We start from the raw sequence: 25285 nt of genomic DNA, 5'->3' as shown, positions 1-25285 counted from the left end.
TGCGGCCAGCCGGTAGGGCTGGCCGCACCGGGGGTGGATCAGCGGGAGGCCGGAGCGCCGTTCAGGACGGCCATCGGGACGTCGGAGTCGATGAGCGTCCGGATGTCGTTGAATGCTGCGGCGAGGGTGTCCTCGGGGCGCTCGATCTTGAAGCCGAGCTTCAGCTCGCCCTTCTGGCGGTCGAGGCGGTACCGGAACCGGGCGGTGACCCGGTACGGCTCGGTGCCCTCGAAGGGCTTCAGCGCGAGAACCAGCGTCGCCGGGATGACGATGTCGCCCTTGTGGCCGGCCTTCGCCTGGACGTCCTCGACGTACGAGAACCGGCGCTGCCCGGAGTCGAGGCGCTGCGAGCTCTGGAACTCGGCGGACGTCGTGGCTTCGAAGGACTGGGCGAGCTCCAGCATCGTGGCGGAGTCCGGCTCGACCAGGTCGACGAGGTTGTTCTCGATGAACTCTGCGAACGCGGCCTGCGTCATGAGCTCGTTGTCCGCGCCGGTCCACGCGGTCCAGGCGGGGGTGTGGCGGAGGCGGAGTTCCAGGCGGTGGCTGCCCCAGCGGGCGTCCTCTGCGGTGTGGGCGTCGAGGACTGCCGTGATGGTGCGGCGCTCGACGTCCGCGTACACCTCGGTGTCGTCGTTGCCGTGCTTGTCGAAGTACGCCATGAAGGAGTCGACGTCGCGGACGACGGTGGTGCCGGACTTCCTGGGCGGCTTGCCGGTGTACTCGGGGCCGGTCAGGTCGACCTGGCGGAACTCACCGCGGCCGAGAGCGACGACGTGGATCTTGCCGACTTCGAGGATCTGGGGTGCGACTGCTGCCTGGGCGACGTCGATGATGGCCTGAGTGCCATCAGCCTTGGCTTCGAGGGCGGTTGAGTACGTCATTACTGGGCGCTCCTGAGCGGGGTCTTGCTGGCGGGGGTGGACTCGACTTCGCGGAGGCCGGTGATGACTGGCTGGCGCGGGTCGGTGCGGGAGAGGTTGAAGTCGTCGGTGACGAAGAAGATCGACTTCGGGCGCTCGGTCTTCGGGAGCTTCGCGGCGACGGTGTCAGTGACGGTGAGGGTCCGGCCGTCCGTCCCGGCGATGGGCTTGATGTCGATCTTCAGAGAGATCGATCCGGCCTTGCCGGTCTCCCGGACGGCGGCGATCACCTCGTGCAGCCGGGCGCTGAGCTCGTCGTGCAGCTGGCCGCCGGACTGCTCCAGGAGGAACGCGGCGAACGGCCTGATGACCTGCTCGATGTCCTCGGCGGTGGGCTTGTCGTTCACGATGTGCCTTTCTCGGTGATGCGGGTGGTGGCCTGGTGCGCGGCCGGTGTGGGGTGGCACGGCCGCACACCAGGAGTCAGGCGACGCGCTGCTGTTTCGGCTCGGCCCCGCCGGCACGGCGAGTAGCGCGGCTGTGTCGCTGGCCGGGAGTGAGTCCGCCACGGACCCCGAACCGGTAGTCCCGGCCCCGCCCCTTCTCCTCGCGCATGGCCGCATCAAGGCAGCCGAGCCGGATCGGGCAGCGCTTGCAGGCAACGACAGCGAGAGCGATGTCGGTCTTGTCGTCGGAGCTCTTGGTGTCGCGGAACCACATCTCGGTGTCGGACCCCAGGCAGACCGCGAGCGACCAGTCGACGGAGTTCATCGGGTGCCGTCCTCTCCGGCGTGGGTGGGGGCATCGGGCCAGATCGACCAGCAGTCGATGAGGTCGGCCGAGGAACCACCCGGCTCCGTCTCTCGGTTGGCGTCGACGATCGCCGCGCTCAGGCGCGCAAGACCCTCGACGTATCCCGTGCAGAACTGGTCCGGGTCGGTGCCCTCGTCGCTTCGCAGAGCAATCCAGAGCAGGCCGAGAGCCCAGATGAGGGTGACGAACCAGATGAAGGCGATGACGGCCGCGAACCACTGCGTGTTGTTCATGCGGCGACCGCCGTCACGGAGTCGACCCAGGCCAGTGCCTCGCAGTCGAGCCGCGTACGGGCCCTGGTCACCGCGACGTACGCCAGGCGGCCTTCCTCACGCGGGAGAAGAACGTGCCCGCTGGTCGGGTCCGGCTTCGGGGACCGGAAGTCCGAGTGGATGCGGACTGCCGGCCACTCACGACCCTTCGCCTTGTGCGCAGTGGAGACGACCAGCTCGGCCCGGTCTTCCGACACCAGTGCGTCAGCCGCGGTGAGGATGCGCCCAGTGCCGTGCTCATCGATGAGCCGGACCAGAACCTTCAGCGAGCCGTCCTCCTCCTCGGCGTACTCGCGGACCGCGTCCCACGACGGGAAGCCGAGCAGCTCGGGGTGGTCGGTGGGCTGGCCGGACTGTAGGGATTCCGCAGCCCAGGCCAGCCGCTTGATGTCCGATCCGCCGCCGACCAGCGCGACGTCGCGGCCGGCGGCCAGGCCCTCCAGCACGATGCCCATTGCGCCGCCGTTCGTTCGGCACAGGATCGCGTCCGGGTCCGTGACCGGGCCCACGGTGGAGTCGGCCTGGTCGTAGCCGGTGAGGCGGAGCGGGGCGCCGATGACGTGTAGCCACCGGTTCGCTTCCTCGGCGATCGCCGGGCCGAAGCGGAACGACTGGGAGAGCGTGAGCTCCGGGGCGCCGAGCTCGCGAACGAACTTGGCGAGGGCGTCGTTCGCGCCGCGCCAGCTGTAGATCTGCTGGGCGGAGTCGCCGACCGCGATCCGCTGCGCGTGCTCCTGGTCCAGGAGCACGGCGGACAGGACATCGTTGGTGTCCTGTGCCTCGTCGAGCAGCACCACATCGGTGGCCAGCTTGGGCCCGGACAGTGCCCACATCTTCAGGTAGTGGTCGTGCGACAGCTTGAGCACACCAGCCTCGTCGCACAGGTCGGCCCATGCCGCGTGCGCGACCGGCAGGACCAGGCCGAGCAGTGCGCGGCGAGGTTCGTCGGTGGTGAGGCCGTCGTACTGCGGGACGTGCTTCGCGAGGATCTCGGGGTCGGAGCTGTGGCACCAGCGGGTGATGGTGTCGAGCACGACGCGCATGATCAGCTTTGACGTCATCGCCTTCGGGGCGGTCCCGGCATCGGTTGGGATCGCCGGGGGCGAGCCGATGATGCCGAGGATCTTCTTGACGTCGAGGGCCTGGCCGGCCTGGTGCGCGGTTTGGCGGGGCATGTTGAGGCGGGGCAGGTGCCGGGCGTCGAACGCGAGGCCGTGACCGGTCTTGCACAGCACGGTCGAGGGGAATGAGCGGGCCGCGTCGGCGGCGATCGCCTTGTTGTACGCGACGTACGTCATCCGGCGGCGCGGGTCCGAGCGGGCGATCATTTTCAGCGTCGAGCTCTTGCCACATCCGGCGCCGGCCTGGAGGACACAGTCGATGCCGTCTCCGTACGTGTCGATCGCTTCGCGCTGTTCCGGGGTGGGGTCCACCACTGGGTGTTCCTCCTCTCTGGGGTGGTACGGGCCAGGCCGAGAGTCGGCGGCCTGGCCCACAGTCAGTGATGGATCAGGCGGGAACGGCGAGTGCCTCGGTGGCCAGGGCCTCGACCATGGCGGCGAACTCGACGGAGGCGTTGTTGCGGTCGCCGTAAGCGGTGAGGGTGTCGAGGAGGGTCTTCGCCTCGTCGTTCGTGAGCTCGTTCGCGGAGCTGATCGGGCGGCCGATGATCAGCGATGTCGCGTTCAGCCGCTCGTCGCGCTGGGTCTTGTCACCGAGTCCGACCTTGGTGAAGCAGGCGTGCATCATCCGCATCTGCGGTGCCGTCACCTGATCCGCACCAGGCGTAGTGTCGGGCTGACTCTGCCCCTGCGAGGTAGTGGCCTTGCCCTCCGATGCCTTCTGCGGCGCGGCCCTGAGCGCAGTTCCTCGGGCCTTGATCAGGTCTCCGAGCGTGACCGTGACCGTCACTTCGCCCTCCTGGACCAGGCGTTCGACCCTGAGCCATCCGCCGGATTCCGCTCGGCGGTGCAGCTCGATCGCCCGGTCATACGTCATCGACTCCTCGGCGAGGAGGCGACTGACGACGTCGCCCAGGCGCTCCCGCAGGAGAGCGCCCAACGTGGTCGGCTGCCCCTCGGGGTGGAGGACACCGGCCTCCATCAGGTTGCGACGGGTGGCATCAATGGAAAGCTGGAGCACCGCATCGAGAGTGAGATCGGCAGCGGCCGCATCCACGATTGCGGCGACCGGGTCGATCCCCTGGCCGAGCTGGTCGAGGATCGCCTCCCCGATCTCCTCACCGGGGTGGTGGATGGAGAGGCCGTCGAGGGGCGTGTACCGGGTCTTGGTGACCGTGGCCGTGCCCTCGATCATGTCCATCACGACGTCGAATTCGTACTCAGCGCCTTCGCGTTGGACGGCCTTGACCCCGACCTTGGTGACCTTCTTGCCCTCGATCACGTAGTCGCCCTTGGTGCGCATCGTGACGATGAGGTGGCCCCGGAAGTTCAGGATCGCGTCGAGCATCTGCTGCTCGATGGGGTTGCCGGTACGCCAGCCGCCGAAGGTGCCGCCGCTGCCCGCCTTGGCTCCGGCGGTCTCGACGATCTCCAGCAGGCCGCCCTTGCCGTTCCAGAAGTGGCTGTAGGAGTCGATGATGAGGACCTCGACGCCGATCTCCTCGGCCTGGCGGACGAGGTCGATCAGATGCCGGGGGTCGTGGGTGTCCATCTCGACATGCTTGAAGCGGTGGCCGCCGAGGTCCGGCCGTCCGGGGACGGGGGCGTACTTCTTGGCGGAGCCGCGCTCGGTGTCGGCGAGGGCGACTACGCCGTTCTTCGCGAGCCCCTCGGCCAGGCGGAGCGCGGTCTTCGTCTTGCCGCACCCGGCGGGGCCCTGGATGGCGATGCGGGCCTTCGCGGTCTCGCGGGTGGCGTCGGTGAAGGTGAAGGTCGTCACGTGGTGCTCCGGTGGTTGCGCTGGCGCGGGGTGGTGGTGAGGCGGCCGGTCTTGGTGGCGTCGATAACCCACTGGGCGGCGTCGCGGACCGCGCCGAACCGCCTGGTCCGGGTGCGTGCGATGGCCTTGGAGTCGCCGGGCTGCTTCTGGCCGTACTTCTCGGTGGCGCGGGCGAGGAGGCCGGCGGACAGCTCCGCGCCCGTCTCGCTCCGGAGCTCGCCGAGGAGGTTTGCGGCTTCAGTGGCGGACATGCCGCCCTCGACGAGGCCCCGGTAGGCCCGGGAGTAGGCGCTCATCGGCCACCGCCGACGCGGAGTTCGGCGAGCGCGGACCCATACGCGGCGCAGTCCCAGGAGCAGAACAGCCGCTTCGGCTCGCTACTCCCGACGACCTCGACCAGCACCCAGCCGGGGAGGCGGCGCACCCCTCCGGGCTGGGCACCACAGCCGGTCGTCGCGCACCGGGCGGTCGTCTCGACGGCGCGCGGCGGCGTCGGCTCGCCGACCATGCCCTTGTTCCAGGCCTGCGCGGTCGTCTTGGCCGCCATCAGGCACCGTCCTTGGGCTGGGCGAGGAGGAAGTACCTGCCATCGGCAGGGCCGTGGACGGTGAGGAGGTCGCGGGCGGCGAGTTCGTGTAGGTCGCCCCGGGCGTTGTGGCGGCGGCCGCGCTTCGGGTAGCCGAGCTCCGCGTACAACTGCTCCGCGCGCCCGGTTGTCCAGCGAGACCCAGGCGCATCGCGTACGTGGGCGAGCAGTTGCTGAGCCCGGTAGCTGAGCGCCGGAACGTCCCACGTCCCCGCGGTCATGCGGGCCACGATCTCGGCGCGCTCCTCGGCGGCGTCCGCGCACTGCACGCACAGCCAGTCGTTACCGCGCCGAACCCACCCGCGCTCTTCCGCCTTGCCCGACCACTCCCCGAAGGAGCAGCGAGTAGCGGCGCACCGAATGGACTCGCCGAGCGGTCGGGCCTTCCTTGCCTCGGCGTCCAGCAGGCGGCGCAGCACGGGAGCGATGCGCTCACCCATGAACGCGGCAAGGTTGGCGCAGTGGATGTCTTCCCACGTCGGGTGCTCGTGCTCCCGGCAGTCCCGTACGGCCTCAGCGAATGAGAGGAGCACGGAGTCGCTGGCGGGTCGCACCTCACCGATCAACGCGGAGATCGCTTCGAAGTCGAGGGATTCCTTCGACATCAGTGCTCACCACCCTGCGCGGCAGCGACTGGCTCGCGGATCGGGAGGAGGGGGCCGACCATGTCGGCGATCGCGGCGAGCGTGCACCGTTCGGGCCGGCCGTCCTGCGTCAGCAGCGGCATACCCTCCGGCGTCTCGTCGCCCTGGAAGTACCAGACGTCACCGGTGATGTCCTTCTGGCCCACGGCCAGGTCGTAGATGACCCCTGCGTGACGGAACGGGCGACGAGCGCGCGCCTGCTCGACGAGCTGGAGCTCCGGCAGGTCGTACGCCAACACGCTGAGGGGGACCCCGTCCCACGTCGTCCGGCCGCACACGACGTAGTCGAGGCTGGTCAGCTGGTGCTCGGTGATTCCCAGGGTGGACATCCACCCGGCCCACCGGGACAGGTCGGTGATGTGCAGGCTGATGAGCACGGTGTCGCGGTCGGCCCGGACACCAGCGACGTCCGGCTCAGGCGAGTAGGCGGTGCGCATCAGGTCGGCCAGGTGGCGGGCGCGGTCGCACGCTGTGTCCCAGTCGCTGGCCGTTGACTCCAGCTCCGTGAGGGTGGGCTCGGCAGGCTGGGCGGCGGGGGCAACGGGCACCCAGCCGTGCGGCGACCGGCGCAGCACCGTGCCGTACGTCCGCGCCGGGTCGACGAGGAGGCCCGCTCCGTCCAAGGTGTGCGCGATGGACGCGGCGACGTCGCCGGGGCCGTCGAGCAACCCGCGAATGGTGGCGATGGTGTTGGGGAGGTTGCTGTTCACGCCGTCGCCTCCGTGGTCGAGGCGGACGGCAGGACGGTCCAGACCTTCACGGTGACGTCGCCAACGGAGATCCGCATCGTGAGCGTGTCCTGGCTGCTGGAGAAGGCAACGTCGTCCGTGGAGACGCCGAGCTGGTGGCGCCAGGTCTCAAACTCGTTCGGAAAGTCGAGGAGGACGGACACCTCATTACCCAGGCAGCCAGCGCAGATTGTGTAGCCACTCGGCAAGTCGGGGTACCTCACGGCCAGCGAGAGCAGGGCCGTGAACTGGGCGGCCTGGGCGCTGAGCTTCGGGGCCTTGTTCATGCCGCCACCGGCCCATCCATCAGGGCACGGTGCATCGCCTGGAGTGCGCGGAACGTCAGCTGCTTCACGGCGCCCGGGGTGCGGTGGGCCATGACCGACGATTCGGAGATCGACATGCCGTCGAGGTAGCGGAGGCGCACGCACTCGGCCTGCTCCGGCGTGAGTGCCAGCATTGCCGTCTGCACGGTTGACCGTGCTTCGACTGCGGCCAGCTCCCGCAGACCGTCGCTCTCCGCACTGGGCCCGGCGTCGTCGGCGCCGAGCATGTCGCCCGAGGCGATCTCCAGACGGGTCCGGCTCGACTTGAAGTGGTCGACGACCAGGTTGCGGGCGATCGTGGCGATCCACGCCTGGATGTGCTTGCCCTGCCAGGCGAACCCGCTGATCGACCGGAACGCGCGGAGGAAGGTCTCCTGCGTCAGGTCGTCGGCGAGGGCCTTGTCCCGGACACGCGCCGCGATGTAGCGGTACACGAACGGCCGGTGCTCGTTGTACAGAGCGGCGAACGCTTCGAGGTCGCCCGTACGGGCGGCGGAGACGAGCTCCGGCTCCGGCCCCGGCGGGTTGATCTTGGGGCTAGCCTGTGAGTTCACGGCCTGCCTCCTGTCTCTCTGCTGGTGGTGGGTAGTGCTGGGGTCGCGCCGGGTGCATCCGGCGAGGCCCCGTTTTGCGTCAGGCGGAAAGCCGTTCGCGCTGCTGTCGCATCCCGGTGAGGACTTCGTGCGGGTCGAAGCGCCGGCTGCGGCCGACGTAGACCAGGCCCGGCCACTCCGGGTCGCCCTTGATCTGGGCGTCGACCCAGGACATGGACTTCCGAAGGAAGCGGCACAGCTCGCGCTGGTTCATGAGCTGCTCTGGCAGCGGGCGCTTCGACCGCGACTTCCGAAGATCGGCAGTTGCGGATCTGCTTGTAGATGTAGATTCGACGATCGTGAGAAAGATCGGCTCGAAGAGGTCAGTGACCTCCTGGCCAAGCGCCTCGGCGATCAGTCTGGCGGCCCGGTCGGAGCAGTCCTCGCGGGCGCTCTTGCCGCGTCCGGCGATGAAGCCGACGTATGCGGGGCTCAGCCCCTTGCCGGTCGGGTCCAGCTCCTTCGTGCGGGCGGCGAGGTGCGGGATGTCCAGTCCGGCGGCCCTTATGGCGGCGCGGAGCGGGGCTCCTTTGTCCAGTCGTCGCATGGGTGTCCTCCGGCGAGTGGCCGAATAGGGGTTACGCGGGCCGTTCTGACCTGCGGTATCTACAGTCTGCATGTAGATGCATATCGAGTCAAGGGGGCTCACCCGGGGCGTGGGCACGTCCAGCGGGGGCGTGCAGGGGTTATGTAGGTGCGCCGGTGCACTGTCAACAACGGGTCAATCACCTCCGATCTACTTGCGCATGTAGATGCAGATGGACGATCCTGCCGGTGTGACTACAGGCCCGCACTACCCCGGCGACTCCGCCGCCGAGGACCCCGCCCCCAGCGGCGAGGACCTGGCAGCACTCCTAACGCGCCTCCTCGGAGAGGCCGGCAGGACCCAGAAGGAACTGGCCGCCGAGGCGGGCATCAAATACCCAACGCTTAATGCCTGGGTGAAGCGCACGCGCGGCACCTCGCGCATCGACGCTGACGACCTGCGCGCACTGACCAACATCCTCCGCCGCTGGAGGGTTGATGTGACGCCCGCGCAGATGTTCAGGGCGGCCGGACGCAAGGTCCCCGGACCCACGGACGAAGAACGCGAGCAGCGCCTGCTGCGGATCTATCGTGATCTTCCAACTGATGGGCAGCGAGCGCTAATTCAGACGGCCGAGGCCATGCGTGCAGCCAGTAGACGGTAGCTAAGGGTTGCCTTAGACAGGAGGAATATCTTCTTCCGAATGCATATGCCTAATCACCTCCACAACACCGCCACACACAGGTAACGTCAGCCACCCGCTGTCCTCCCGCTGCGGAAAGTAACCGCTTGCCCGTCCTGGGGGGATACCTGTGTGCACGATCATTGCCGTTGCCGACGACCAGTCGGAGACCGCCACTTGGGACCCGGACGAAGTGACTATCACCGTCCAAGGGGGCACCCACCCGCACGACCTGATCAGAGACCTCGCGGCTCTCCTGGGCGACCTCGGCGCATCCACCACCGCCACCGGCGGCCTCGCCTGCTTCTGCGGTGACCCCATCACCATCCCGCACGAAGCGCTCGCCGCCGGCACGCTCTGATCAGGAGTCCGCCGTGCAGAAGACGCAGACCCGCAACCCGCGCCCCAACCCGTCCATGAGGTGCGGCTGCCCGCCGTGCCTGGCGAAGTACCCCGGCACCCGCCCGCCGACCGACGAGCACATCGGCTCGTGGGAGGCCCGGTACACCGACCCGCAGGGCAAGGGCCGCAGCAAGAACTGGCCGACCGAGGCGAAGGCCATCGAGTTTCTGGAGCAGATCCGCACCGAGATTCGCCAGCGGACGTGGCTGGACCCGACCCGGTCCGAGATCACGCTCTGCGCCTGGCATCGGCTGTGGTGGCCGACACAGACCGGCGAGGAGACGACCCTCGACCGCGACAGTCGCAGCTACCGCAACCACATCGAACCTCACTTCGGGAGCCTCCGCCTGTACGAGTTCAGCTGGCTCGGTATCCAGACGTGGGTGAACCAACTGCACGACGCGAACGGCGGACCACTCGCCGCGAGCAGCGTCGTGAAAACGTTCCAGATCCTCGACCGCATGCTGGAAGCGGCGAGGCGCGACCGACGCATCCCCTTCAATCCGGCCGAAGGCGTGAAGCTCCCGACGGTGAAGAAGAAGCACCCCGAGGATCGGCGGCCGCCGTCGTACGCACAGTTGTGGCTGATCCGCGCGCACCTCCCCGACTACATGCACGCGCTCCAGATCGTGGCCCAGGAAACTGGCCTTCGGTGGGGCGAGCTCGCTGGCCTCCGGTGGTGCAACGTCGACCTGGTCCGCCGCGTCATTCACGTCCGCGAGGTGCTCACCGAGGTAAAGGGGCGGATCAAGCGGAAGGTCTACCCCAAGAGTGATGCCGGCCTGCGCACCGTGCCCATCACCGGTCTCGCGCACCGGATGCTCCGTGAGCTGCTGGCCGACGAGCCCGACGCGAGCACCGCCAGGTCCGAACCCAAGGACGGCCTCCGCGAGAACGAGCTCGTCTTCCACGGACGGAACAAGGTACGGCGCGGCACGAAGAGCGAGGCGTACCGGGCGCCCCTTCGCCGCTCAGCGTTCCGCCGACTGTGGACCACGGCGCTTGAAGACTCCGGTGTCGGCAGGAAGAAGACGAAGCAGGTGGTCGTGGAGAAGGCAGACCCGGAGACCGGCCGCAGGCGGAAGGCCACGGAGGAGCGGACGGAGTGGTGGCCGCGGTTCCATGACCAGCGGCACTCCTTCGCGTCACGTCTGCACGACCGCGGCGTACCGGAAGTCATCGCCCAGGAGATCCTCGGGCACGAGCGGGCGGGCAAGGTCACCTGGCTCTACACCCACGCCGCGGCCGACTATGCGGGCCAGGTGCTCGCCGCCCTGGAGGAGAAGAAGCCGGGCCGGACCGGCGCGAAGCGGCCGTTGCGGCTGGTCGCGTAGGTGCTGGCCTACCCCGTGGCTACCCCAGCATTACCCCAGCAGCCGCGCAAGTTGAGCAAGGGTCTACAAATGCTTGAAGATGTAGATTCGTGTAGCGCGGCTCTCACCTGGGACGCCGGGTGACCTGGGCTTCTCCCCTATATAGGGCCGGGTCCTGATAAGGATGAGGCCACAGGTTCAAATCCTGTTAGCCCCACCAGTACAAAGGCCCCCAACCATTCGTGGTTGGGGGCCTTTGGCGTATCCGGCCGATGCGCGTTTCCTCGGGAGCTGCTCGGTGGTGCTTGGTGTTGGCGGGCGGTACCCGGGTGTGGGGTGCCGGGTGGTGGCCGGTGGTGCCGGGTATGGGGTGCCGGGCACAGGCACGGGCGCGGCAGGGGCCGGTGTGGCGGGGTTCCGCGGGCTCATGGGTGTGGGCACACGGAAAAGGCCCCTGCCCGGTGTGAACCGGACCTGGGGCCCTGTGTGTCGGTCGTGGGCGCTCTCAGGGCGGGAGGAGCGAGGAGTCGCCCGCAGGGGCGCCGTGGGTGGTGCGTGCGCCGTCCGTGGTGATCGTGGCGTCCGTCGTGTCCGCGGACAGATGGCGGGTGGCCGGCGAGGAGCCGTGGGCCTCGGCGCGGATGCGCTGCTTCATCGTGGGTGGCAGCGCCCTGTCACGCGGAAGGGTCCATCGCACGGCGGGGGCTGTCGGGGTTGCCGTGGTGGCACCCGTGTGCTCCTGGGTCGTGACCGTCGGCTCGGCGGCCGTGGCGTTGCTGGTGGCGAGCCCCAGTGACGCGAGGAGCGCGAAGAAGGCGGTGATGAAGGCGGTCCAGATGCTCTTGACCCTGAAGGTGCTCATGGCCCCTCGCTTTCAGGTGGTCCGGTTTGCTTACCTTTCCGATGATGTGGATTCGGCCCGCGATTTTGGTGACCGACGCCCCCGGTACGCCGATCTTCAGATGAACACCACTCGTATGGTTCAACCGGTCCGGAAAATGCCGTTTTCGGTGGTCGGGAGAGGCGGATGGCCGAGCGGCAGTTGCGTTCCAGGCAGGTCACCGATCGGTATCGGCCGGTGTGTATAGTCGAGCGGCAGAAGTCCCTTACGCCAAGGAAAGACGAGGTCGCGCGGTGAAGAAGCTTCTCCTGGTCGCACTGGCTGCCATCGGCGGGCTCCTCGTGTACCGCCAGATCCAGGCGGATCGCGCCGAGCAGGACCTGTGGACGGAGGCGACCGACTCCGTGCCCGCAGGTTCGGGTGTGTGAGACGGAACAGTCCGTCGCGAGCCCCGGTCGCTGAGCGGCCGGGGCTTCGTGCTGCCCGGGGGCCTTGCTCGCTTTCGCGGGAACTGCTTGCTGTTGCGGGAACGTGACGACGGTGCTCTTGAGTTCACCCACGCAAATCGCTAGCTTGCGAGAGCAAACTCGCGGCGATTTCGGCCTAGGGGGGCACGGGTGACGGCACGGGTGACGGCACGTAAGCATCGCCGTATCCCGAGTGGGACCAGCAGGACCGTTACGACGTGGAGTTTGCCAACGAGCCGACGGTGAAGGGCGTTTCCACGACCTATTCGTACGGCGGGACGCAGTGGTTCACCCCGGCCCGCTTCCCCCTCGGCAACGGGAGTGGCGAATTCCCCGCGACAGCGCTGTACAGCGGCCGTCCCGCCGCGATCGGAATGGGGTCGGTCCCGGTCGCCTGGACCAATCGGTACGAGTACGGCTCGGTCGTCCAGCCGGGGAAGAGCACGGGCGGGCAGGGCGACAAGGCGAACAATCAGGGCAATTCCACTGTGGCCGAAGACAGCGGCGGCGCGGGCGGGGCAGGATGGACCGGCATCGCGGCCGCTGCCGGAGCGGGCGCCGTGGTGGCTGTGATCGCGGGGCTCGTGTGTGTACGCAGTCGGCGCAGGGCGGCCACGCAGACGACGAGGGGAAGCGCGTGAAGAGGCAGCGCAACAGGGGCCGGGTGACGCTCGCGTCCATGGTGGCGATGTGCGCGGTGGCGGCGCTGCCGGGGCAGGCGTACGCGGCCGACGACCCGGCTCCGTACGCCTTCGATCCCGAGGCGAAGACGGTACGGGGCACGGAGACGAACGCCGAGGCGTCGGAGCTCACGTCCGGCTCGGTCTACAGGAGTGCGATCAAGCCGGGCCAGAAGCTCTACTACCGGCTGAACCTCGACGACGAGACCAACGCCTACGTCTCCGCGGTCGTGGTGCCCGGGCCGGGCGGCCAGGTCGCCTACGGGGACGGCATCACGGTCAGCATCAGGGACGTCGACGACACGCAGTGCAGCTCGGAGGACGCGATCTTCGGGTCGGCGGAATTCGCCCGCCCGATCACCGCGTACGCGCACCGGGTCATCGAGAAGGGCAACAGCACCTGCCGGGAAGGCGGTGAGTACAACGTCCTGATCGAGCGGAAGAGCGACGCGACGTCGTCACCCGGCGAGTGGGACCTGGAGCTGCGGTACGCGTCGGAGCCCGAGGCGAAGGGCGCTGACGCGCAGGCGACCGAGGCGCCGGAGAACTGGTCATCGGCCTCACCCACCCCTCCCGCCGGTGTGCGGAAGCGGTCCGGCGGCAACAGCTTCTACGAGGCCACCGGTCTGGAGACCGGCGAGTGGCACGACAACATCGCTCCTGGCCAGACGCGTTTCTACCGGGTGCCGGTGGACTGGGGGCAGCAGATCTTCGCCAGCGCCGCGCTCAGCAACAACAACAAGTCGACCGAGTACCTGGGCAACGCGCTCGCGCTGTCGCTGGAGAACCCGGCTCAGGGCCATGTCGATGACACGACGCTCTCGTACTCGGGGAAGCCGGCCTCCGTCGCCCTGGACCCGCTGCCTCCGGTGGACTACCGCAACCGGTTCGACTCCGCTTCGGATGTCAGCGCCATGCGCTTCGCCGGCTGGTACTACCTGTCGGTGACGCTGAGCCCAAAGGTCGCGGAGTTCTACGGCGGCGAGGCGATCCCGGTGACCCTGAAGGTCAACGTCCGCAATGACCCGAAGGCATCGCCGTACGCGGGAGCGGCCGGAATCTTCGGCGTCAGCGACGCGGACAAGGACATGGCGAAGAGCGGGCAGAGTGCCCCGCAGGCGGCTCGGAGCGACACGATGAAGCTGGTGGCCGCTGCCGGAATCGGCGCGGGTGCCGTGCTGGTGCTCGGGCTCGGGGCGTGGACGCTGCTGGCCAGGCGCCGCACGGCTGCTACCGCTGTCCCGGTGGCCGCGGGCGGGCAGCAGCCGCCGTACGGCGGGCCGCCGCAGAGCTGGTAGATCGGGGCCGGGCAGGCCGAGGCCGCCTGCGGATCAGGCCTGGGTCAGTGCCCAGACACCCACCGCGAAACAGAGCAGAGCGACGAGCAGGACCGGGATCGCCACCTTCGGGGGCGGTCCCGGACGCGTCTGGCGGGCGGGGGCGCCGTGGTGGGGCGAGGCGGCAGGTGAAACCGGCGCGCCGGGATGGGGAACCTGCGCGTGCTGTGCGGTGTAAGCACGCGTAGGAGACGGATCGTGCTGCACCGCGGTGGTCGGGGCCTGGGCGAGATCCGGCGCGGCAGCGGGGAAGGGGGAGCCCGTATGCGCCTGGAGCGGAGAGTGCGAGGCGGCCGGCTGAGCCGTGGGAGGCGGTGTCGCGGTCTGCTGGGGAGGCGGCGCGAGGTGGAAGCTGCCCGTCTCCGACATGGATGCGGGGAGGGGCGTGGACGGGCCGGACGGCTGGATGCCGGACGGCTGGGCGTACGGCTGCTGTGAGTAGGGCTGCTGGGCGGAGCGCTGTGAGGCCTGTGCGTCCTGCTGAGGGTTCTGGGGCGCACTGGCCTGGAGGGGCGCCTGCTCGGGCGTCTGACGGCCGGTGAGGGGTCCTGCGGGGCCGAATCCGGCCGGCAGCGGCCCGATCTGGTCGAAGACCTCCACCGGCTCCTCACCCTCGGCCGGCTCCGGCAGCATCTCGGCCGCCGCGGTAAGGGCCTTGCGCGCGCCCGTGGCCGTCCGGAAGCGGGCCTGGGGGTCGGGTTGCAGCAAACCAGCCAGGACCTGCCACAGCGGCTCGGGGATTCCCTGCGGGGCACTGGGAGTTCCGTACGAGGCGAAGTGCTCGACGAGCGCCTGGGAGTCGGGCTTCTTGCCCTGGAGCAGATAGAGCGCGACGAGACCGACCGCGAACAGGTCGGCGGGGAAGTCGGGCTCGGCGCCCATCATCTGCTCGGGCGCGAAGTAACCGGGAGTGCCCACGACGTAGTTGGTCTCGGTCAGGCGGGGCTCGCCCTTGCGCATGGAGATCCCGAAGTCGGAGAGCCGCAGATGCGGCCTGCCCGTTCCGGTGGCCTCCATGAGGATGTTGGCCGGCTTGATGTCGCGGTGCACGACGCCTTCCGCGTGCACCGTCGACAGTCCGGACAGCAGCTGATCGAGGAGCATGCAGACGAAGCGCGGGGGCAACGGGCCGTAGTCACCGATGACATGGGCCAGCGAGCCGCCGCTGACGAGGTCCATGGTGAACAGGACCTTGTCGTCATCGGCGGCCCAGCTGGCGGGAGCCAGTACATGGGGATGCTCGATCCGCAGGGCCTGTTCGCGTACGAAGCGCAGCAGCGTATGCGCGTCGCTCTGCTGAAGGACCTTGGCCGCCACGTAGCGGCGGCGTCTGTGGTCCCAGGCACGCCAGACGGCACCGACCCCACCACGTCCGATCGGATCGATCAGTTCGTACCGACCAGCGAAGACCTCACCCATTGCGCTGCGTCCGCTCCCAGTTCTCTTTCGGCCCGTGCCCGGTTCCCGGGAGATGTCTCCCGGGCCGGGTTGTCAGCTCTGGTGTCCTTCGTAGTGCGCGACCGCGTCGGCGGTGCGCCCGGCGCCGTACACCTTGAGGAACTCTGCCAGTTCCGGGTGACTCGGGGCGAGGGAGTCCGCCGCATCGATGATGTCGCCCGCCGCGGAGACCGACCGCAGGAGGGACTGGATCTCGCGTACGACGCGCCTGACGGTGGGCGCTCCGCCCGTGGTCGCGGTCTGGCCGGTGGAGGTCAGGACCGAGCCGCCCTGCGACTTCTTGATCTCTTCCATCCGGTCGGTCGCCTCTCCCGCACTGACACTGCCGTCCGCGACCTGGCTGGCCAGTTCCTGAAGCGCCTGTACACGCTGGACGACAGCGGGGTTTCCGATCTTGGCGCGCTGGCCGCTCATCAGCTGGGAGAGCATGGGAGCCGACAGCCCGAGCACCGCGGCGAGCCTGGCCTGGTTCAGGCCGAGATCATCTATCAGCCGGCGGAAGAGCGCCCCCAGCGGCTCTCCGTACCAACTGCGCTGAAGCTCTCTGGCTCTCGCCGTCGCCTCTTGCTGCGCTGCGTCCATTGCGTCTCCCCTTCGCTGCGGCTTCGCTGCTGCGAACCTCGTCGTGCATCTTACGGAGCGTGGTTGCCGACCGGGAGTCCCAATCCTTTTGCAGGTTTCAGGGGGTCACCCGGTACTCTGGTCTGCGACGGTCGCCGCGACACGGACGTGTTCGGTGCTGTCCACTTTTCGGGGCCTTAGCTCAGTTGGTAGAGCGCTGCCTTTGCAAGGCAGATGTCAGGAGTTCGAATCTCCTAGGCTCCACATCCCAGAGGTCCCCTGACCTGCGGAAACGCAGGTCAGGGGACCTCTCTGTGTTCATTGCCGGAGCGCTTCGGCCTCGTGTCCGCGGCGCACGGGCTCCCTGTGCCTGTGGGGCTCGTCAGCCAGCGGGGACGGGGCTTGCTGTCCGGCACAGGGTGCAGGCTTGAACCCCGTCCAGCCGAGACTCAGCCGCAGGACACTCGGGCGAATTCGACGGAGGCGTTCTGGTTGTACGTGTCGACCAGGTTCCCGGACTGGTTGTAGCCGAACGTGTCCCACGCGCCTCCATAGTTGGAGTAGTAGAACACCGTCACCGGGCAAAGCGTCTTGTTCCATGCCGACGCGGCGTTGTTCTTCACGTACTGGCCCTGGCCTGCGCCGGTAGTCGTGAACTTGTATCCGGCGAGGTCGCTGACACTGTTGTTCAGCGTGAGGCGTGAGCCGCCCAGACCCGAGTTGTAGTAGAGGCAGAAGCTGCCCGACGCGCAGGTGGCGGCCTCGGCCGACGTAGCCAGTATCGGGACGAGCAAGGTGGCTCCGAGCGCTGCGGCAACTGAGGAAACGATACGCTTCATAGCGATTACTCCGTAATCTTCGAAACTCGGCATGGCTCGGCACAAGGGGTCGACCCGGTTGCGCCGGTCCTCTCACTTTCCTGCGCGAATGGCGTGGAGTGAAAGAGTTCATGGTGTGAGCGCGCTGACGGCTGGGTGTGTGATGTCATCCCGCTCGTCAACGGCTCTCGAGAGCGGAAGCCGCCCTGGCGAGTTGGCTGTTCTTCAACTTGAGCGCTGAAGAGAAGTCCGACTTCTTGCGTGCGATCATGTCCTTCTGCAGAACTGCTTCCGCGTCGAACCAGATCCCGACGAGATTCGTTCTCCGCTTGCACTCGACATCAGTCCGTGCCGTCCCACGTTCTTTCGACGTGGGCGACTTCCCCTGGAAGCCGGGATCGCTCATCGCGGCCAGCGGGTCGGGGTACGCGTAGCCTTTTTCCTTCATGCACGCGGACCAGGCACCGAGTGCCTGTACGACGCGGGAGTCGGACCGGGAAGCGTTGAAGCTCTCGAAATTCGTGCTCCGAGCCACCTCGCTCGGTCCGAGCTGCTTGGACGCCCCGGCGATTCCTGCCGTGGCCTCACCGGCGCAGCCGCCTGCTGGAACTGGCACGCCGTTTACGCGGAGCCCGTGCGAGTCACCCGTTTTGGCCTCGGTTTCCCCTTGCAGGGCCTCCATGAGCTGCGCCTTCTGCGGGGCGGTCAGGGACTTCATCTGGGAGGCGAGAGATCGCGGGCGCGGAGCGTCAGTGTCGCTGAGGCGGTATCCGTTGACCTTCGCTTCGCCCTCGTGCGCTATCCCGTACCGGCGCTCCATGAGACTGCGCGGACCAGGCGCGGGTCCGGGCGATTCGATGCGGAAACTCAGCCCCAGACGCCGCAGACACTTTCCGATGAGCAAGAAACGAGCTTCGTCCAGTCGGGCCATCTCTGCGCGCGAAAAGAGGTAGTCCTCTACGGGGAGATGCAGATCCTCAGTATGTGCCAGGGCGGGGGCGCGCTCTTCAGCGCTGTTTCCGGAACTCGGGCCGGTCGATGAGCAGCCGGTCGCCGATATGACGAGGACCGAGACGAAACCGGCCAGAGTCACACGTAAGGGTTTATCTGTGAAACGTTTCTTCGCACCCATGGTTGAGTCCCCCGACGGTCTCTGACCGGTAACCGACCTACTGGCTTATGGCCAGGAGGTAACGCCAGGATGCGCACCGATCAATCGCGTCGGGCATCCACGCCGGCGACTCTCTCGCCGCACCGGAATATCAACCCCCCCGGGCTCTTTCCTCATCCAAGCATGCTGCCGACCCATGATCAAACACATGGGCCGTAACTCCGCAGAGGGAAGGTCTGATCGCGCCATTTCCTCACAGGGCCCGCTTGACCGACCGGTTCGGTCGCTGAACCGGGACAACGAGAGGGGCGCCGGAGACCATGTGGTCTTCCGGCGCCCCTCTCGTCCGGGCGGGCCTGCTGCGTGCCCGGCCGGGTCAGGTGCGGTCGGTGCCGTCCTGGCCGTTCGCCTCGGCGTCGGACTGCTTGGCCTGGAGATCAGGGTCGAACGTCGTCTGACCACTGCCGTCGACCGAGGTCAGCGGCGCGCGGTCGTCGGACACCTCCGTGGGGGCGGGCGGTTCGACGAGCCAGTCCGGGTTGGCCTGCTTGTCCCACCACCTCCAGGCGGCGTAGGCGCCACCGGCCACGATTCCCAGCACCGTGAGATTCCTGGCCAGCCGGCCGGCCTTGGCCCGCCGCTCGTGCTTCTTGACCAGCTTCCGGATTTCCTTGGCCGTCACCTGGCCACGCAGTGCCGCGAGCGCCGCCGCACTGCGTGCGGTGGCCTCCTCGGCCATCGGCTGCGCGATGGACACCGCGTGCTCGACGCGCGGCACGGTGTAGTCCGCGGCGCTCCGGGCGACGCGGCGGGTCCGGACCGCCGCGCGCTGTGCGGCCACGTCCACCTTGGGCGGCACATGCGTACGTGCCTGTTCGATGTGTGGTGCCAGATGTGCCACGTACTGGACACGGGCCTGGTGGGCCGCCTGGGACATCTTGGGCGCGAGCCGCACACGCGCCTCGTGTGCGTAGTGCGCTGCCTGTTCCTTGGCCGTGTCGGCATAGGGCGCCACCACTTCCGCGGCGTGCTGCGCGCTCTCCTTCGCCGAGTCGGTTGCGGCGCGCACGCTGTCGATGCGGGTCACGAGATCCTCCTCCTTGGTGGCGGGTAGTACTCCGCCTTTCCACCCATTTCGAAATCATGCCTGCCGGCGCCCTGCGAAGCATGCGGGGCGGGCATCCGGGTCATGAATCTCTTCTCGGGCATTGCGGTGCAAGGCGAGCGTGGAGCCGACCATGCCACGGTTCGGGCCGTGGCGCGCCGCATCGTCGCGCACTTGGCCGCATTGATTCCGGGGACACACCTCCGTGCGAGGATCGGTGGACGTCAGTGAGGACTTACGGGAAGGCAGAACGTGGCCGAGCAGCTGTACGCCACCTTGAAGACCAGCCAAGGCGACATCGAGATCCGGCTCCTGCCGAACCACGCGCCCAAAACGGTCAAGAACTTCGTCGAACTCGCCAAGGGTGAGCGTGAGTGGACCCACCCGGCGACCGGGCAGAAGTCCACGGACAAGCTGTACGACGGCACCGCCTTCCACCGGGTCATCAGCGGCTTCATGATCCAGGGCGGCGACCCGCTCGGTAACGGCACGGGCGGCCCGGGATACGAGTTCGGTGACGAGTTCCACCCGGACCTCAACTTCAACAAGCCCTACCTGCTGGCCATGGCCAACGCGGGCCCGGGGACCAACGGCTCGCAGTTCTTCCTGACCGTGTCGCCCACCGCGTGGCTGACCGGCAAGCACACGATCTTCGGCGAGGTCTCCGACGAGGCCGGCAAGAAGGTCGTGGACGCCATCGCGGCCGCGCCGACCAATCCGCGTACACACCGCCCGATCCAGGACGTGCTGATCGAGTCGGTCGTCATCGAGACCCGCTGACTCCGGACCGAGGCCCGCCGCTGTGCGCTTCCGGCTCCACGGGGAACCAACGGCCCCGCCCGTCCGTACTGTTACATAGCGGACGAGCAGAGCGTCGGCATGTCCCTCGCCGCCCGCCAGGACCGGAACCAGGACCGACCGAGGGCGAGGACCGATGGACCAGCAGCCGCCAGCAGGCCAGGATCCGACCGCGGTCTCCGGCGGTCCGCCCACCTGCTACCGCCACCCCGGCCGGGAGACGGGGATCCGCTGCACCCGCTGCGAGCGGCCGATCTGCACCGAGTGCATGGTCGACGCGTCCGTCGGTTTCCAGTGCCCCGGCTGCGTCCGGGAGGGCTCCGGCACCGGACACCACCCGGCCGCGAACCAGCCTCGTACGCTCGCGGGCGGCACGGTGGCCGCGGACCCCCGGCTGATCACCAAGATCCTGCTCGGCATCAATGTGGCGGTCTTCATCGCGGTGTGGGGCAGGGAATGGCTGCTCGACGATCTGCTGCTGTTCGGCCGGGCGTATTCCTCCGACGGGCTGGAGGGTGTCGCCGAGGGGCAGTGGTATCGGCTGGTGACCTCGATGTTCCTGCACCAGGAGGTCTGGCACATCGCGTTCAACATGCTGGGACTGTGGTGGCTCGGCGGACCGCTGGAAGCAGCCCTGGGGCGAGCCCGCTACCTCGCGCTCTATCTGCTCTCCGGGCTGGCGGGCAGTGCGCTCACCTACGTGATCGCCGCGCCCCAGCAGGCATCGCTCGGCGCCTCCGGCGCGATCTTCGGTCTGCTGGGCGCCACGGTCGTCCTGATGCGCCGGATGAACTACGACATGCGGCCGGTCCTCGCGCTCCTCGCGTTGAACCTGCTCTTCACCTTCACCTGGGGCGGTATCGCCTGGGAGGCCCATGTCGGTGGTCTGATCGCGGGCGTCCTGATCGCGATCGGCCTGGTGCACGCACCCCGTGAACGCCGGAATCTGGTGCAGTACGGGACCTGTGCGCTGGTCCTGGTCGCGGTCATCGGGGCTGTTCTCGCCCGGACCGCAGTGCTCGGCTGAGCGTTCCCGGGTCGTTCCTGAGCGGAATCGACGCTGAGGCTCCGAGTTGTCCACAGAGAGTGCCGAACCTTGTGCATCACGTGGGGAACACGTGTGCCCCTTGTCGCTGAGCTGGGTTTCTCCAGCCAGGACAAGGGGCGAACCCTCCCCCCATGGGGGAGGGTGCAGTCACATCGGCGTCAACTTCGACGTAGGTTATCCACAGATCGTCTGACCTTTTCCCCCACCTGTGGATAACTCTGTGGGTAACTCAGGGCAGGGCTTGTGGAAGCGGGGTCGAGCAGGGTGGAGCTACTTCCACTGCGTGGACACACCGAAGCCGCCGGCGATGAAGCCGAAGCCCACGACGATGTTCCAGTTGCCCAGTGCCTTGATGGGCAGGTCGCCCTCGGTCACGTAGAAGACGACGATCCAGGCCAGACCGATCAGGAAGAGCGCCAGCATCACCGGCGCCACCCAACTGCGGTTGGTCAGCTTTATGTTCGTGGCCTGCTTCGCCGGAGGGGGCGTGAAGTCGGCCTTCTTGCGGATACGTGACTTCGGCACGAGGAACTCTCCTGTCGATGCGCTGCGTGACCGCGCAGGGAACTGTGGCTGACGCCGGGGCTGGGCACGAGGGGGAATGATGCCGCCCCCGGGCGTCCGTTAGCGTAGTGCTTCCGTGGCGCCTAAGGAGATAAGGGTACGTTGAGCAATTCTGCCGACTCTCCCGACGGCCCGGTCCGGCACGCCTCGCGATGGCCGGTCCGGGGCCTCACCGCTGCCGTTTTCGCCCTGGCCGGACTGATCTTCGTCACCAGCGCCAACACGGCCAAGGGCACCAACATCCGTACCGACTCCTCGCTGCTGAAGCTCTCCGACCTCATCCACCAGCGCAGCCAGAACAACGCCGAGCTGAACGAGTCGACCGCCGCGCTCCGCGAGGACATCGACACCCTGGCCCAGCGCGACGACGGCAGCACCAAGGCCGAGGACGCCAAGCTCAAGGCGCTGGAGAGGGACGCGGGCACCACGGAGATCACCGGAGAAGCCGTCAGCGTCACGCTCGACGACGCCCCTCCGAACGCCACCGCCAACCCCGGATACCCCGAGCCGCAACCCAATGACCTGGTCATTCACCAGCAGGACCTGCAGGCGGTCGTCAACGCGCTCTGGCAGGGCGGTGCCCGCGGCATCCGGGTCATGGACCAGCGGCTGATCTCCACGAGCGCCGTCCGCTGCGTGGGCAACACCCTGATCCTCCAGGGCCGGGTCTACTCACCGCCGTACAAGGTCACCGCGGTGGGTGACTCGGACAGGCTCAAGCAGGCGCTCAACGACTCCACGGCGATCCAGAACTACCAGCTGTACGTGAAGGCGTACGGACTGGGCTGGAAAGTCGACGAGGACGACCGAGTGACTCTTCCCGGCTACTCGGGCACAGTGGATCTGCACTACGCGAAGCCTGTGGAGTAGTCCCCGGGGAGGCCGGCCGGTGTCGGTTCGACTGATCGTCAGAAGTTTCAGCGAGCTGTGCATCACCGTCGGCGCCCTGATCATCCTCTTCGTCCTCTACGTGCTGTTCTGGACGGGCGTGAAGGCGGCCGGGGCCACCGAGGGAGAGATCGAGGGGCTCCGGAACGAGTGGGCGCAGGGAACCGTCTCCCCGCCCGCCCCGGCCCCGGCCCCGGAGCCGACTCCCTCTGTCCCGCGCTACCGGGACGGAAAGCCCTTCGCGATGATGTACATCCCCCGCTTCGGCAAGGGCTGGGAGTGGCCCGTACTGGAGAGCACGAAGGTCGGGACCTTGCAGAAGGGGCTCGGCCATTACGCGGGGACCGCGCGGCTCGGGGCGACCGGAAATTTCGCGGTGGCCGGCCACCGGCGGACGTACGGAGACCCCTTCAAGGACTTCCCCCGGCTGCGTCCCGGGGACGCGGTCGTGCTGACGGACGGGACGACCTGGTACACGTACCGCATCGGCGGGAAGCCCTACCGGACCGTGCCGGGCGACACCGCGGTCATCGACCCCGTACCCCGCGCGTCCGGTTTCGACGGCCCGGGCCGCTACCTCACGCTGACCACCTGCGAACCCGAGTGGGGCAGCAGCCACCGGCTGATCGCCTGGGCCCATCTGGACGCCACCCAGCCGGTGACCGACGGCGAACCAGCGGCTTTCCACAGCTGACCCACGCCTGAGCCCCGGCCCTTTAGTCTGGTGCTGTACCGAATGGAGGGGACAGCATGTACGGCTGGATCTGGCGGCATCTGCCGGGCAACGCGTGGGTGCGGGCAGTCATCTCGCTCGTGCTGATCCTGGCTGTCGTCTATGCGCTCTTCCAGTACGTCTTCCCCTGGGCGGAGCCACTGCTTCCGTTCGGTGATGTCACGGTGGACGGCGAAGGCACCAGTGGAGCGGGGACCGGTCAGTGAGCGCACGCATTCTCGTCGTCGACAACTACGACAGTTTTGTCTTCAATCTCGTCCAGTACCTCTACCAGCTCGGCGCCGAGTGCGAGGTGCTGCGCAATGACGAGGTGACCACGGCCCACGCCCAGGACGGCTTCGACGGAGTCCTGCTGTCGCCGGGGCCCGGAGCTCCCGAGCAGGCCGGTGTCTGCATCGACATGGTGCGCCACTGCGCCGACACGGGCGTTCCGGTGTTCGGTGTCTGCCTCGGGATGCAGTCGATGGCCGTCGCGTACGGCGGTGTGGTGGACCGTGCCCCGGAGCTGCTGCACGGCAAGACCTCCCCCGTGAACCACGAGGGCAAGGGTGTGTTCGCCGGGCTGCCCTCCCCCTTCACCGCCACGCGCTATCACTCGCTCGCGGCCGAACCGGGCACGGTGCCGCCCGAGCTGGAGGTCACGGCGCGCACGGCGGACGGCATCATCATGGGGCTGCGCCACCGTGAACTGGCGGTGGAGGGCGTGCAGTTCCACCCGGAGTCCGTGCTCACCGAACACGGGCACCTGATGCTCGCCAACTGGCTGGCGCAGTGCGGCGACACGGGGGCCGTGGCGAGGTCCGAAGGGCTCGCGCCGGTGGTGGGCAAGGCCGCCGCGTGAGCGGACTCCGCCCCGAACGAGGTGCCGGAGACGAAGGCGGCCCGTACGCGCGAGGAGCGTACGAGGCCGACGGCACGTTCGTGGCGGCGATCGACCAGCTCGCGGACCCGCTGACAGACCCTCTGCCGGGTCAGCACGCCTCGCCGTGGTTCAGGGCGGGCAACATCCCGGGAAGCGGGCCGGGCCCTCAAGCACAGCAGGTGCCACAGGGGCCCCGACAAGCCCAACCAGCCCAGCAGGGGCCTCAGCAAGGGCCTCAGCAGGCCCATGAGGCCCCGAAGGAGTGGTACGACCCCGAGGGCTACCAACGGGACTGGTACCGCCAACAGGAGCCGGTCCAGGGCCCTCTCCCGGAACCGGAGCCGGAGCCTGAGCCGGAGGCCGCCCGGCCCGTCCAGGAGCCCCGGGCCGTTCGGCCCGCTCCCGCCCCCTCCGACGACGAGACCGTCGGTCTGCGGACGGCCGACACACGGCGTGCGGCGGCAGCCGGTGAGCCGCCGGCCCCGGAGCCCGCGCCGCCGCCCGCGGTGGCCGCAGAACCTCGTGCCGGAGGGCGGGCGGAGCGTCGTAGGGCGGCGAAGGGGCGAGGCGGACGGCGTACGGAGGCCACGGCCAGGGCGAAACCGGAACCGGCCGCGTCCGCCGCCGCCCCGATGTCCCGGGTGGAGGCGCGAAGGGCGGCCCGCGCGGCCAAGGACAGCCCAGCCGTCGTCGCCAGCCGGGTCGTGGGCGAGGTGTTCATCTCGCTCGGCGTGCTGATGCTGCTGTTCGTCACGTACCAGCTCTGGTGGACCAACATCCGTGCCGACCTGATCGCCGGCAAGGAGACGAACAAGATCCAGGACGAGTGGGCGAACGGGGAGCGCACACCCGGTGCCTTCGAACCCGGGCAGGGCTTCGCCATCATGCACATTCCGAAGCTGGACGTCGTCGCGCCGATCGCCGAAGGCATCGACAAGGAGAAGGTCCTCGACCGCGGAATGATCGGCCACTACGGCGAAGGCACCCTGAAGACCGCGATGCCGTCGGCCAAGCAGGGCAACTTCTCGGTGGCGGGGCACCGGAACACCCATGGGGAACCGTTCCGCTACATCAACAAGCTGCGACCCGGTGATCCGATCGTCGTGGAGACGCAGGACACCTACTACACGTACGAGATGACATCGACCCTTTCCCAGACGTCCCCCTCCAACGTCTCGGTGATCGCCCCCGTCCCCGTCGGTTCGGGGTTCACCGGGCCTGGCCGCTACCTCACGCTGACGACGTGTACGCCGGAATTCACGAGTACGTACCGATTGATCGTCTGGGGCAAGATGGTCGACGAACGGCCGCGCAGCAAGGGGAAGCCCGACGCGCTCGTCGGCTGAACATCATCACGACAGGGGC

General features: G+C 68.3%; 33 protein-coding genes and 1 tRNA gene. 14 read left to right on the top strand and 20 right to left on the bottom strand.

Annotated elements, in window-relative coordinates:
• Positions 1-38 precede the first annotated feature (38 nt).
• The 13 genes from AC07FA_RS11430 to AC07FA_RS11370 form a co-directional block, all read right to left on the bottom strand.
• Positions 39-884, bottom strand: coding sequence for a DUF2303 family protein (locus AC07FA_RS11430; protein ID WP_479074772.1), 846 nt, complete (start codon positions 882-884; stop codon positions 39-41).
• Positions 884-1270 carry a hypothetical protein gene (locus tag AC07FA_RS11425; RefSeq protein ID WP_479074771.1) on the bottom strand — a complete coding sequence of 129 codons (387 nt, stop codon included), beginning with the start codon at positions 1268-1270 and terminating at the stop codon, positions 884-886. Before AC07FA_RS11425 ends, AC07FA_RS11430 begins: the two co-directional genes overlap by 1 nt.
• Before the next feature lie 76 nt (positions 1271-1346).
• The gene (locus AC07FA_RS11420) at positions 1347-1634 is read right to left on the bottom strand and encodes a WhiB family transcriptional regulator (RefSeq protein ID WP_479074769.1); all 288 of its coding nucleotides are present in this window, start codon (positions 1632-1634) and stop codon (positions 1347-1349) included.
• Positions 1631-1909: a hypothetical protein gene (locus tag AC07FA_RS11415; RefSeq protein WP_479074768.1), complete on the bottom strand. Its 279-nt coding sequence runs from the start codon at positions 1907-1909 to the stop codon at positions 1631-1633. The genes AC07FA_RS11420 and AC07FA_RS11415 overlap by 4 nt, the downstream gene beginning before the upstream one ends.
• Positions 1906-3384, bottom strand: a complete 1479-nt coding sequence (locus tag AC07FA_RS11410; RefSeq protein ID WP_479074767.1) for a UvrD-helicase domain-containing protein — start codon at positions 3382-3384, stop codon at positions 1906-1908. Before AC07FA_RS11410 ends, AC07FA_RS11415 begins: the two co-directional genes overlap by 4 nt.
• 73 nt (positions 3385-3457) lie before the next feature.
• Entirely contained in the window at positions 3458-4849 is a 1392-nt protein-coding gene (locus AC07FA_RS11405) for an AAA family ATPase (protein WP_479074766.1), read from the bottom strand.
• Positions 4846-5145, bottom strand: a complete 300-nt coding sequence (locus AC07FA_RS11400; protein WP_479074765.1) for a hypothetical protein — start codon at positions 5143-5145, stop codon at positions 4846-4848. The genes AC07FA_RS11405 and AC07FA_RS11400 overlap by 4 nt, the downstream gene beginning before the upstream one ends.
• A complete protein-coding gene (locus AC07FA_RS11395) occupies positions 5142-5396 on the bottom strand; it encodes a hypothetical protein (protein WP_479074764.1) in 255 nt (84 codons plus the stop codon). Before AC07FA_RS11395 ends, AC07FA_RS11400 begins: the two co-directional genes overlap by 4 nt.
• Entirely contained in the window at positions 5396-6040 is a 645-nt protein-coding gene (locus tag AC07FA_RS11390; RefSeq protein WP_479074763.1) for a hypothetical protein, read from the bottom strand. The genes AC07FA_RS11395 and AC07FA_RS11390 overlap by 1 nt, the downstream gene beginning before the upstream one ends.
• Entirely contained in the window at positions 6040-6789 is a 750-nt protein-coding gene (locus AC07FA_RS11385; protein WP_479074762.1) for a BN159_2729 family protein, read from the bottom strand. The genes AC07FA_RS11390 and AC07FA_RS11385 overlap by 1 nt, the downstream gene beginning before the upstream one ends.
• Positions 6786-7094 (bottom strand): hypothetical protein, encoded by a 309-nt coding sequence (locus tag AC07FA_RS11380; protein ID WP_479074761.1) that lies wholly within the window; start codon positions 7092-7094, stop codon positions 6786-6788. The genes AC07FA_RS11385 and AC07FA_RS11380 overlap by 4 nt, the downstream gene beginning before the upstream one ends.
• The gene (locus tag AC07FA_RS11375) at positions 7091-7687 is read right to left on the bottom strand and encodes an RNA polymerase sigma factor (RefSeq protein ID WP_479074759.1); all 597 of its coding nucleotides are present in this window, start codon (positions 7685-7687) and stop codon (positions 7091-7093) included. Before AC07FA_RS11375 ends, AC07FA_RS11380 begins: the two co-directional genes overlap by 4 nt.
• Before the next feature lie 79 nt (positions 7688-7766).
• Positions 7767-8273: a hypothetical protein gene (locus AC07FA_RS11370; protein ID WP_479074757.1), complete on the bottom strand. Its 507-nt coding sequence runs from the start codon at positions 8271-8273 to the stop codon at positions 7767-7769.
• 211 nt (positions 8274-8484) lie between these two features.
• On the opposite strand from AC07FA_RS11370, the gene AC07FA_RS11365 reads away from it, so the two are divergent.
• The 3 genes from AC07FA_RS11365 to AC07FA_RS11355 all read left to right on the top strand — a co-directional run bounded on the left by AC07FA_RS11365 (position 8485) and on the right by AC07FA_RS11355 (position 10670).
• Positions 8485-8916, top strand: coding sequence for a helix-turn-helix domain-containing protein (locus AC07FA_RS11365; RefSeq protein WP_479074756.1), 432 nt, complete (start codon positions 8485-8487; stop codon positions 8914-8916).
• A 211-nt stretch (positions 8917-9127) separates the two neighbouring features.
• Entirely contained in the window at positions 9128-9295 is a 168-nt protein-coding gene (locus tag AC07FA_RS11360; protein WP_479074755.1) for a hypothetical protein, read from the top strand.
• Between the two features lie 13 nt (positions 9296-9308).
• On the top strand, positions 9309-10670 hold the full coding sequence (locus AC07FA_RS11355; protein WP_479074754.1) for a tyrosine-type recombinase/integrase: 1362 nt from the start codon (positions 9309-9311) through the stop codon (positions 10668-10670).
• A 484-nt stretch (positions 10671-11154) separates the two neighbouring features.
• Here AC07FA_RS11355 and AC07FA_RS11350 read toward each other — a convergent pair whose 3' ends face one another.
• Positions 11155-11511: a DUF6344 domain-containing protein gene (locus tag AC07FA_RS11350; RefSeq protein ID WP_479074753.1), complete on the bottom strand. Its 357-nt coding sequence runs from the start codon at positions 11509-11511 to the stop codon at positions 11155-11157.
• A gap of 272 nt (positions 11512-11783) precedes the next feature.
• Between AC07FA_RS11350 and AC07FA_RS11345 the strand changes: the two genes are divergently transcribed.
• The 3 genes from AC07FA_RS11345 (at position 11784) to AC07FA_RS11335 (ending at position 13935) form a co-directional block, all read left to right on the top strand.
• Complete coding sequence (locus AC07FA_RS11345; protein ID WP_003958712.1) at positions 11784-11918, top strand: DLW-39 family protein; 135 nt, start codon at positions 11784-11786, stop codon at positions 11916-11918.
• A gap of 257 nt (positions 11919-12175) precedes the next feature.
• On the top strand, positions 12176-12598 hold the full coding sequence (locus AC07FA_RS11340) for a hypothetical protein (RefSeq protein WP_479074752.1): 423 nt from the start codon (positions 12176-12178) through the stop codon (positions 12596-12598).
• Complete coding sequence (locus AC07FA_RS11335; protein ID WP_479074750.1) at positions 12595-13935, top strand: hypothetical protein; 1341 nt, start codon at positions 12595-12597, stop codon at positions 13933-13935. Before AC07FA_RS11340 ends, AC07FA_RS11335 begins: the two co-directional genes overlap by 4 nt.
• Before the next feature lie 33 nt (positions 13936-13968).
• Here the strand turns inward: AC07FA_RS11335 and AC07FA_RS11330 are convergent, their stop codons facing one another.
• The gene (locus tag AC07FA_RS11330; protein ID WP_479074749.1) at positions 13969-15393 is read right to left on the bottom strand and encodes a serine/threonine protein kinase; all 1425 of its coding nucleotides are present in this window, start codon (positions 15391-15393) and stop codon (positions 13969-13971) included.
• 72 nt (positions 15394-15465) lie between these two features.
• Positions 15466-16014 (bottom strand): helix-turn-helix domain-containing protein, encoded by a 549-nt coding sequence (locus AC07FA_RS11325; RefSeq protein ID WP_479074747.1) that lies wholly within the window; start codon positions 16012-16014, stop codon positions 15466-15468.
• A gap of 170 nt (positions 16015-16184) precedes the next feature.
• On the opposite strand from AC07FA_RS11325, the gene AC07FA_RS11320 reads away from it, so the two are divergent.
• A tRNA-Ala gene (locus AC07FA_RS11320) sits at positions 16185-16257 on the top strand.
• Between the two features lie 185 nt (positions 16258-16442).
• Here AC07FA_RS11320 and AC07FA_RS11315 read toward each other — a convergent pair.
• From AC07FA_RS11315 to AC07FA_RS11305, 3 genes are all read right to left on the bottom strand, one after another.
• Positions 16443-16832 (bottom strand): peptidase inhibitor family I36 protein, encoded by a 390-nt coding sequence (locus tag AC07FA_RS11315; RefSeq protein WP_479074745.1) that lies wholly within the window; start codon positions 16830-16832, stop codon positions 16443-16445.
• Positions 16833-16989: 157 nt separating this feature from the next.
• Complete coding sequence (locus AC07FA_RS11310; protein WP_479074743.1) at positions 16990-17943, bottom strand: hypothetical protein; 954 nt, start codon at positions 17941-17943, stop codon at positions 16990-16992.
• A gap of 355 nt (positions 17944-18298) precedes the next feature.
• Positions 18299-19009: a DUF5324 family protein gene (locus AC07FA_RS11305; RefSeq protein ID WP_479074741.1), complete on the bottom strand. Its 711-nt coding sequence runs from the start codon at positions 19007-19009 to the stop codon at positions 18299-18301.
• A gap of 270 nt (positions 19010-19279) precedes the next feature.
• Here AC07FA_RS11305 and AC07FA_RS11300 point away from each other — a divergent pair, with 270 nt between their 5' ends.
• Both AC07FA_RS11300 and AC07FA_RS11295 read left to right on the top strand, forming a co-directional pair.
• On the top strand, positions 19280-19807 hold the full coding sequence (locus tag AC07FA_RS11300) for a peptidylprolyl isomerase (protein ID WP_479074740.1): 528 nt from the start codon (positions 19280-19282) through the stop codon (positions 19805-19807).
• A 154-nt stretch (positions 19808-19961) separates the two neighbouring features.
• Complete coding sequence (locus AC07FA_RS11295; RefSeq protein ID WP_479074739.1) at positions 19962-20852, top strand: rhomboid family intramembrane serine protease; 891 nt, start codon at positions 19962-19964, stop codon at positions 20850-20852.
• Between the two features lie 291 nt (positions 20853-21143).
• Here the strand turns inward: AC07FA_RS11295 and crgA are convergent, their stop codons facing one another.
• Positions 21144-21398: a cell division protein CrgA gene (crgA, locus tag AC07FA_RS11290; RefSeq protein ID WP_479074738.1), complete on the bottom strand. Its 255-nt coding sequence runs from the start codon at positions 21396-21398 to the stop codon at positions 21144-21146.
• 141 nt (positions 21399-21539) lie between these two features.
• Here crgA and AC07FA_RS11285 point away from each other — a divergent pair, with 141 nt between their 5' ends.
• The 5 genes from AC07FA_RS11285 to AC07FA_RS11265 are packed head-to-tail and all read left to right on the top strand — an operon-like array spanning position 21540 to position 25266.
• Positions 21540-22307, top strand: coding sequence for a DUF881 domain-containing protein (locus AC07FA_RS11285; protein ID WP_479074737.1), 768 nt, complete (start codon positions 21540-21542; stop codon positions 22305-22307).
• Positions 22308-22326: 19 nt separating this feature from the next.
• Entirely contained in the window at positions 22327-23019 is a 693-nt protein-coding gene (locus tag AC07FA_RS11280) for a class E sortase (RefSeq protein WP_479074735.1), read from the top strand.
• A 56-nt stretch (positions 23020-23075) separates the two neighbouring features.
• Positions 23076-23264: a hypothetical protein gene (locus tag AC07FA_RS11275; RefSeq protein WP_479074734.1), complete on the top strand. Its 189-nt coding sequence runs from the start codon at positions 23076-23078 to the stop codon at positions 23262-23264.
• Complete coding sequence (locus AC07FA_RS11270) at positions 23261-23899, top strand: aminodeoxychorismate/anthranilate synthase component II (protein ID WP_479074732.1); 639 nt, start codon at positions 23261-23263, stop codon at positions 23897-23899. Before AC07FA_RS11275 ends, AC07FA_RS11270 begins: the two co-directional genes overlap by 4 nt.
• Complete coding sequence (locus AC07FA_RS11265; RefSeq protein ID WP_479074730.1) at positions 23896-25266, top strand: class E sortase; 1371 nt, start codon at positions 23896-23898, stop codon at positions 25264-25266. Before AC07FA_RS11270 ends, AC07FA_RS11265 begins: the two co-directional genes overlap by 4 nt.
• The last annotated feature ends 19 nt before the right edge of the window (positions 25267-25285 follow it).

The sequence above is a fragment of the Streptomyces sp. NPDC045968 genome, assembly GCF_056430475.1.
This window is presented reverse-complemented; position numbering and strand designations above follow the sequence as displayed.

Bases quoted from the DNA above. Each gene is read 5' to 3' on its own strand.
- AC07FA_RS11430 (WP_479074772.1), bottom strand. From the start codon at position 884: ATGACGTACTCAACCGCCCTCGAAGCCAAGGCTGATGGCACTCAGGCC.
- AC07FA_RS11420 (WP_479074769.1), bottom strand. From the start codon at position 1,634: ATGAACTCCGTCGACTGGTCGCTCGCGGTCTGCCTGGGGTCCGACACC.
- AC07FA_RS11415 (WP_479074768.1), bottom strand. From the start codon at position 1,909: ATGAACAACACGCAGTGGTTCGCGGCCGTCATCGCCTTCATCTGGTTC.
- AC07FA_RS11400 (WP_479074765.1), bottom strand. From the start codon at position 5,145: ATGAGCGCCTACTCCCGGGCCTACCGGGGCCTCGTCGAGGGCGGCATG.
- AC07FA_RS11395 (WP_479074764.1), bottom strand. From the start codon at position 5,396: ATGGCGGCCAAGACGACCGCGCAGGCCTGGAACAAGGGCATGGTCGGC.
- AC07FA_RS11390 (WP_479074763.1), bottom strand. From the start codon at position 6,040: ATGTCGAAGGAATCCCTCGACTTCGAAGCGATCTCCGCGTTGATCGGT.
- AC07FA_RS11380 (WP_479074761.1), bottom strand. From the start codon at position 7,094: ATGAACAAGGCCCCGAAGCTCAGCGCCCAGGCCGCCCAGTTCACGGCC.
- AC07FA_RS11370 (WP_479074757.1), bottom strand. From the start codon at position 8,273: ATGCGACGACTGGACAAAGGAGCCCCGCTCCGCGCCGCCATAAGGGCC.
- AC07FA_RS11365 (WP_479074756.1), top strand. From the start codon at position 8,485: ATGGACGATCCTGCCGGTGTGACTACAGGCCCGCACTACCCCGGCGAC.
- AC07FA_RS11350 (WP_479074753.1), bottom strand. From the start codon at position 11,511: ATGAGCACCTTCAGGGTCAAGAGCATCTGGACCGCCTTCATCACCGCC.
- AC07FA_RS11330 (WP_479074749.1), bottom strand. From the start codon at position 15,393: ATGGGTGAGGTCTTCGCTGGTCGGTACGAACTGATCGATCCGATCGGA.
- AC07FA_RS11325 (WP_479074747.1), bottom strand. From the start codon at position 16,014: ATGGACGCAGCGCAGCAAGAGGCGACGGCGAGAGCCAGAGAGCTTCAG.
- AC07FA_RS11315 (WP_479074745.1), bottom strand. From the start codon at position 16,832: ATGAAGCGTATCGTTTCCTCAGTTGCCGCAGCGCTCGGAGCCACCTTG.
- AC07FA_RS11310 (WP_479074743.1), bottom strand. From the start codon at position 17,943: ATGGGTGCGAAGAAACGTTTCACAGATAAACCCTTACGTGTGACTCTG.
- AC07FA_RS11295 (WP_479074739.1), top strand. From the start codon at position 19,962: ATGGACCAGCAGCCGCCAGCAGGCCAGGATCCGACCGCGGTCTCCGGC.
- AC07FA_RS11275 (WP_479074734.1), top strand. From the start codon at position 23,076: ATGTACGGCTGGATCTGGCGGCATCTGCCGGGCAACGCGTGGGTGCGG.